Genomic DNA, 4,495 nt, shown 5'->3' with positions numbered 1-4,495 from the left:
CTGATTTCCACAGAATGTCCGGTTTTCTCACCGTAGAGTTTTAAATTGCCCCAGGCATTACGCGCTATAACATAATAAATATCATCTTGCTCAAACGGGGTGTCTTCTAAAAATCGGTCAAGAATATCTTGATAATCAGCAGGATTTGTCAGCCAAAATAAACCATCGGCAAAGCCGCTGAACCCGAGTATTTGCCAGTATTCAAGTAGTTGGTCAGGCAGTTTCCCTCGATACGCTTCTATATCAGCGATAGTCGCGGGTACAGTTGTTGTTGGTTGACCAAACTCGCTTAAAAAAAGGTCTAAATATTCGTCATTGGATTCTATCATTATGGTCTACCTTTTATTTAACGGGCAGCGCTCAAGTTGAATGTTCAACTTAGCATCTGGGCCATGTTTTTTAAATGCGTTTTCAACTTGCTCATCCATTAACTGCACGCGTGTTTTATCCCCTTTTTTACTCCCTATAGGTGCTTTAGCCCACTGCGGACCTAAAGAGCCGTTGCAATGGTCGTTACCATGTTGAAGCGAGCGGAATGAGAGTACATAACTAACAGCTAAATGGTGTCTGTGGATGTGTTGTGCAGGCACGCAAAAATGTATGGCTAAACACTAATCTTAAACGATTCTAGCGCTCAGCCTTACAACATCCATGTTGTTAAAGAGCGGGTTTATTTTTACTTGAATTCAAGTTATCAATGAGTACATTTACTGCGCTGTGATTACTTCATGAACGGTATTTTCACGCTCAAAATTGAGATTGAATTGACCTTGGCGATTAATGGTAAAATAGCGCGTGTCCAGTTTTCTGGTTGGTGTTGGGTGGCCTTTTCAAATAGGGTGTTGAATAAATCGACTATCTCGTCCGTCACGGTAATCGGCTGTTCGCTTGTATCAGCAGCAGTTTGATAATGGGCTTTGCATTCAAGTACGTTTTCATCTTCGCAATTTAAAATGAGTTGTGCTTCAAGCCACGGCTCATTTATTTGCTGATAAAGGTACTGACCGAGTTGTTGGGGGATGTTTTTAATGTCTGGTCGCATATGCTTTCCTTAGCGAAATTTTGGGGTTATTCAAAAATATTTGCTGTTTTAAGTAAAGATCTTATTGCCATACTTAAAGTTGGGAAGCTTTCTAGTTCTTCCCACGTGAAAGAGTCTACTATCTGAAATTGATTTACCTCAAAGTTATAAACCACTCTGGAACTGCTTTCATCACAAAAAGCGACGAAGTTACGTAAAGATTCTTCTATATGAAATTCTTGATTGGCTTCAATAATTCCTGCTAAGTAATATGGTTCATTTTGTTCTTTAGCACTATAGAGATTTAATCCATTTACAGAAAAGCCATTTGATATCTTTAATAGATCTAAAAGTTCATTTGGAGGTTGGAAGTTGAAAGCTTAGGTGAAATGCGTATTAAAAGCTTTTAACTCATCCAAACTTATTGGTGTAAGAAAAAAGCCTTCGCCAAAATGAGTTTGCTCTTCTGAGTTTTTCTCTATCAGGTAATTAATTAACTTTTTTATATCACTCATAGTAACTTTGGTCTGCCCCTACATAGAAACTTAAAAAGGTCAAAGAGATCTAATAAAAGGGCTTTAACCCATAACATTTTTGCATGCTAAGCTAGCGCTACTTAAGCCTTTTCAAATCAAGTTTAATTTTGCTGAGATAGCTGTTTTTCATATAATTGCTGAATGTCTATTTCGGCTTCTTCAATATAGTCACAGTCACCATAATCAATGGCAAGCTTCAGTCGTTGCTGAAATAGATTGGTTGATTTTTCAATTTCGCCTAATTCAAATTTAAGCACGGCTAGTTGGAATATGCTGTTAAACTTATTTATAAAAGTATCTTCAGGGTAACCACAGTCTGTTTTTGACATTTCTTTTAGGTAATGCTCAGCATCTTCCATCAAACCAAGTTCGTAACTATTGTTTGCTAAATTATTTAAAATGAGATGTTTTATTTCTTCTAAATCAGGATTACTCAAAATTTCTTTATTAAGCTGCAACGCTTCTTTATATCGCCCAACCTCATGGAAGCAAGCCGCTTTTAACGCAATTAAATTAGACACTTCGTTTTGAGTACGGTGGTTAGCATTAGCGATTGCTGCTTGTAAGTATTCAAGTGCATTTTGATGTTCATTGAATTCACTATATGCTTCGTATAAACGGTGATTTAAAGAAAATACTTGCTCTTGATTTAACTTTTTTAAAGTTGCATTTAATTCCAAAGCTATCGTTGAGTGACTAATAATTTCAGATTCATAATCATAACTCTTAGAGTAAATCATTGATAAGTAGTAATTTGCGTATAGCTTTTCTTCATTTGTTTGCGAACTAGCTAATAATTCACTTAAATCCTCTCGCATTCCAGAGAAGCTAAACATACGTTCAGGGTCTTCTATCGTTTTACCCAACTCGAGGATTTTAGATACAAGGGTAGATTTTTTTGACTTAAATATTTTGTTTAGTAATGTAGAACCCACATTGAGCTTTTTCATTTCATTCATCCTTAAATTTTAAATTGGCTTTCTAGTGCATTTACGAAGTAACGATGATGTCATGAACGGTATTCTCACGCTCAAAATTGAGATTAAATTGGCCTTGGCGATTAATCGTGAAAATGGCGCGCGTCCAGTTTTCTGGTTGGTGTTTAGTGGCATTCACAAATAGGGTGTTGAATAAACCGACTATCTCGTCTGTCACGGTAATCGGCTGTTCGCTTGCATCGGAAGCAGTTTGATAATGCGCTTTGCATTCAAGTACGCTTTCATCTTCGTAATTTAAAATAAGTTGTGCTTCAAGCCACGGCTCTTTTATTTGCTGATAAAGGTACTGACCGAGTTGTTGTGGGATGTTTTTAATGTCAGGTTGCATGTGCTGTCCTTAGCGTTATGTTCGTTTATAGCTGGACTTCGGACTTCAAAAAGTCATAGTAAAAAAGTCCATCTTCTTCATGATCTTCAAATATTTCTTTTCCGGCTAACATATAGGCCTTAAGTAAAGCATTTTTACTTCTTTCTTTGTCGTCTAACTGATAATGACATTGGCCAGCTCTAAAGTGAATAAATGGGTTATCGAGTGCTTCAGGGTAGTTTAATGCATCTAACATTGCATCAAGGGATTGTTCATATTCATCAAGCATATAATAACTATCACCGATAGATACTTTAAGCCAAACCGCTTGCTCCCAATCCTCATCTGGGTCGGTAAGTAAATCAAAGGCTTTTTGCCAGAGTGTAATTGCGCCTTGAAAGTCTTCTTCATCAAAAAGATCATTGCCTTGCTCGCAATACTCATCTATTTGGTCATGTACGTTCATTGGTTATACTCATTAAAAAAAGTTTTGTATTTTTTCGGCTGCTCTACAAAGCACCTGCCTTTAGAGATAGAGTTAGCTTTATCAAACCATTCATATGCTTGTTCAAAATCACCCATTTCAAATAATATAATACCTTTAATGAAGCTGGGATTATCATCATATGATATACAAAAATCAGAATTTAAGTACTCATCAATTAATGCTCTCGCGTCAGCTAATTTCTCAATTGCAATAAAATGTTCGCAGGCAGAAGTAATAATTATTAATGATTCTGACCATTGACTCTTCGGTGAAGGTACTAATTTGATTGCTTCTTGCATTGCAAAAAATGATTCCTCTATTTGGCCTCTCTTATTAAATTCAAAAGATTGATCAAATTTTTCATTAATCTCATTGCTTAACTTTTCATCTAATTCTTTCATTTTTTTAACTTATCATATTGGGGGGGAAGTAGGTTTCTTTTAATTGAGCTCCCGCAGAGCGGTTTAAGCTGTAATGATCCAATGTATAATTATTAGGGTCAAGCATCCATTCTCTTACCTCTTTAGATTTTGCGCCGTATTGTCTGCCAGTAGTGGTGGCATTCTCAAACAAAGTACTGAATAACTCGATTATTTCGTCAGAAACAGCGATTGGTTGTTCGTTTGCATCCACTGCTGTTTGATAATGGGCTTTGCATTCAAGCTCGCTTTCATCTTCGCAATTTAAAATGAGTTGTGCCTCAAGCCATGGCTCTTTTATTTGCTGATAAAGGTACTGACCAAGTTGTTGGGGGATATTTTTTATATCTGGTTGCATATGCTGTCCTTAGCGTTATAAATGAGTTTAAAATTGAATGAACAAACATAAAGTTTGTCAATCTGAGTTAGTCCAAAGATATGGCACCAATGAATTCTAAAATAAACTTTCTGTAGCTAATTGGTAAGTTAATATTAAAAAACGTGTCGAATGAATCATCATGCGTGCCCAGGGATACGGCCATCTTGATGATTCATTAAGTTATGTACGCCAAATAGAGCTCGTTTAAAGCCCTCTACTAATTACATTTGCATACAGCGTTATTCGTACTGCTTAATAGCGCCACGTACCATAGAAGCCATATCAATAATTTCCATATCACCCATGTCGGCAATTAAATTCAAATGGGCAAAAATATCGCACTTTTCA

The 4,495-nt window shown here is 36.4% G+C and carries 7 protein-coding genes and 2 pseudogenes; all 9 read right to left on the bottom strand.

Features of this window, described 5'->3' with window-relative positions:
• Positions 1-329, bottom strand: a 329-nt coding sequence (locus tag H5186_RS22160; RefSeq protein ID WP_310736905.1) for a GAD-like domain-containing protein, incomplete at its 3' end; no start/stop codon positions are given.
• A 6-nt stretch (positions 330-335) separates the two neighbouring features.
• Positions 336-590 (bottom strand): hypothetical protein, encoded by a 255-nt coding sequence (locus tag H5186_RS22155; protein ID WP_182762742.1) that lies wholly within the window; start codon positions 588-590, stop codon positions 336-338.
• A gap of 117 nt (positions 591-707) precedes the next feature.
• A pseudogene (locus tag H5186_RS22150) lies at positions 708-1,042 on the bottom strand (DUF600 domain-containing protein).
• A gap of 26 nt (positions 1,043-1,068) precedes the next feature.
• Positions 1,069-1,383 (bottom strand): annotated as a pseudogene (locus H5186_RS23430) (YrhA family protein); the annotation flags it as partial.
• A 275-nt stretch (positions 1,384-1,658) separates the two neighbouring features.
• Complete coding sequence (locus tag H5186_RS22145; protein WP_182733888.1) at positions 1,659-2,507, bottom strand: hypothetical protein; 849 nt, start codon at positions 2,505-2,507, stop codon at positions 1,659-1,661.
• Between the two features lie 40 nt (positions 2,508-2,547).
• A complete protein-coding gene (locus H5186_RS22140) occupies positions 2,548-2,883 on the bottom strand; it encodes a DUF600 domain-containing protein (protein WP_182762738.1) in 336 nt (111 codons plus the stop codon).
• A gap of 25 nt (positions 2,884-2,908) precedes the next feature.
• The gene (locus H5186_RS22135) at positions 2,909-3,328 is read right to left on the bottom strand and encodes a tol-pal system YbgF family protein (RefSeq protein ID WP_182719692.1); all 420 of its coding nucleotides are present in this window, start codon (positions 3,326-3,328) and stop codon (positions 2,909-2,911) included.
• Positions 3,325-3,750 (bottom strand): hypothetical protein, encoded by a 426-nt coding sequence (locus H5186_RS22130; protein ID WP_182795007.1) that lies wholly within the window; start codon positions 3,748-3,750, stop codon positions 3,325-3,327. The genes H5186_RS22135 and H5186_RS22130 overlap by 4 nt, the downstream gene beginning before the upstream one ends.
• A gap of 4 nt (positions 3,751-3,754) precedes the next feature.
• Positions 3,755-4,126, bottom strand: a complete 372-nt coding sequence (locus tag H5186_RS23205) for an HNH/ENDO VII family nuclease (RefSeq protein ID WP_259398919.1) — start codon at positions 4,124-4,126, stop codon at positions 3,755-3,757.
• Between the last annotated feature and the right edge of the window lie 369 nt (positions 4,127-4,495).

Origin of the sequence: Pseudoalteromonas sp. SG41-2 (assembly GCF_014164535.1) — a bacterium.
Taxonomy (GTDB): Bacteria; Pseudomonadota; Gammaproteobacteria; order Enterobacterales; family Alteromonadaceae; genus Pseudoalteromonas; species Pseudoalteromonas rhizosphaerae.
The sequence above is the reverse complement of the archived record's forward strand: the minus strand, read 5'-3'. Positions and strand labels throughout refer to the sequence as shown.

What these genes read in the sequence shown, in the direction of transcription:
- H5186_RS22145 (WP_182733888.1), bottom strand. Translation starts at nt 2,507, where the DNA reads ATGAAAAAGCTCAATGTGGGTTCTACATTACTAAACAAAATATTTAAG.
- H5186_RS22140 (WP_182762738.1), bottom strand. Translation starts at nt 2,883, where the DNA reads ATGCAACCTGACATTAAAAACATCCCACAACAACTCGGTCAGTACCTT.
- H5186_RS22135 (WP_182719692.1), bottom strand. Translation starts at nt 3,328, where the DNA reads ATGAACGTACATGACCAAATAGATGAGTATTGCGAGCAAGGCAATGAT.
- H5186_RS22130 (WP_182795007.1), bottom strand. Translation starts at nt 3,750, where the DNA reads ATGAAAGAATTAGATGAAAAGTTAAGCAATGAGATTAATGAAAAATTT.
- H5186_RS23205 (WP_259398919.1), bottom strand. Translation starts at nt 4,126, where the DNA reads ATGCAACCAGATATAAAAAATATCCCCCAACAACTTGGTCAGTACCTT.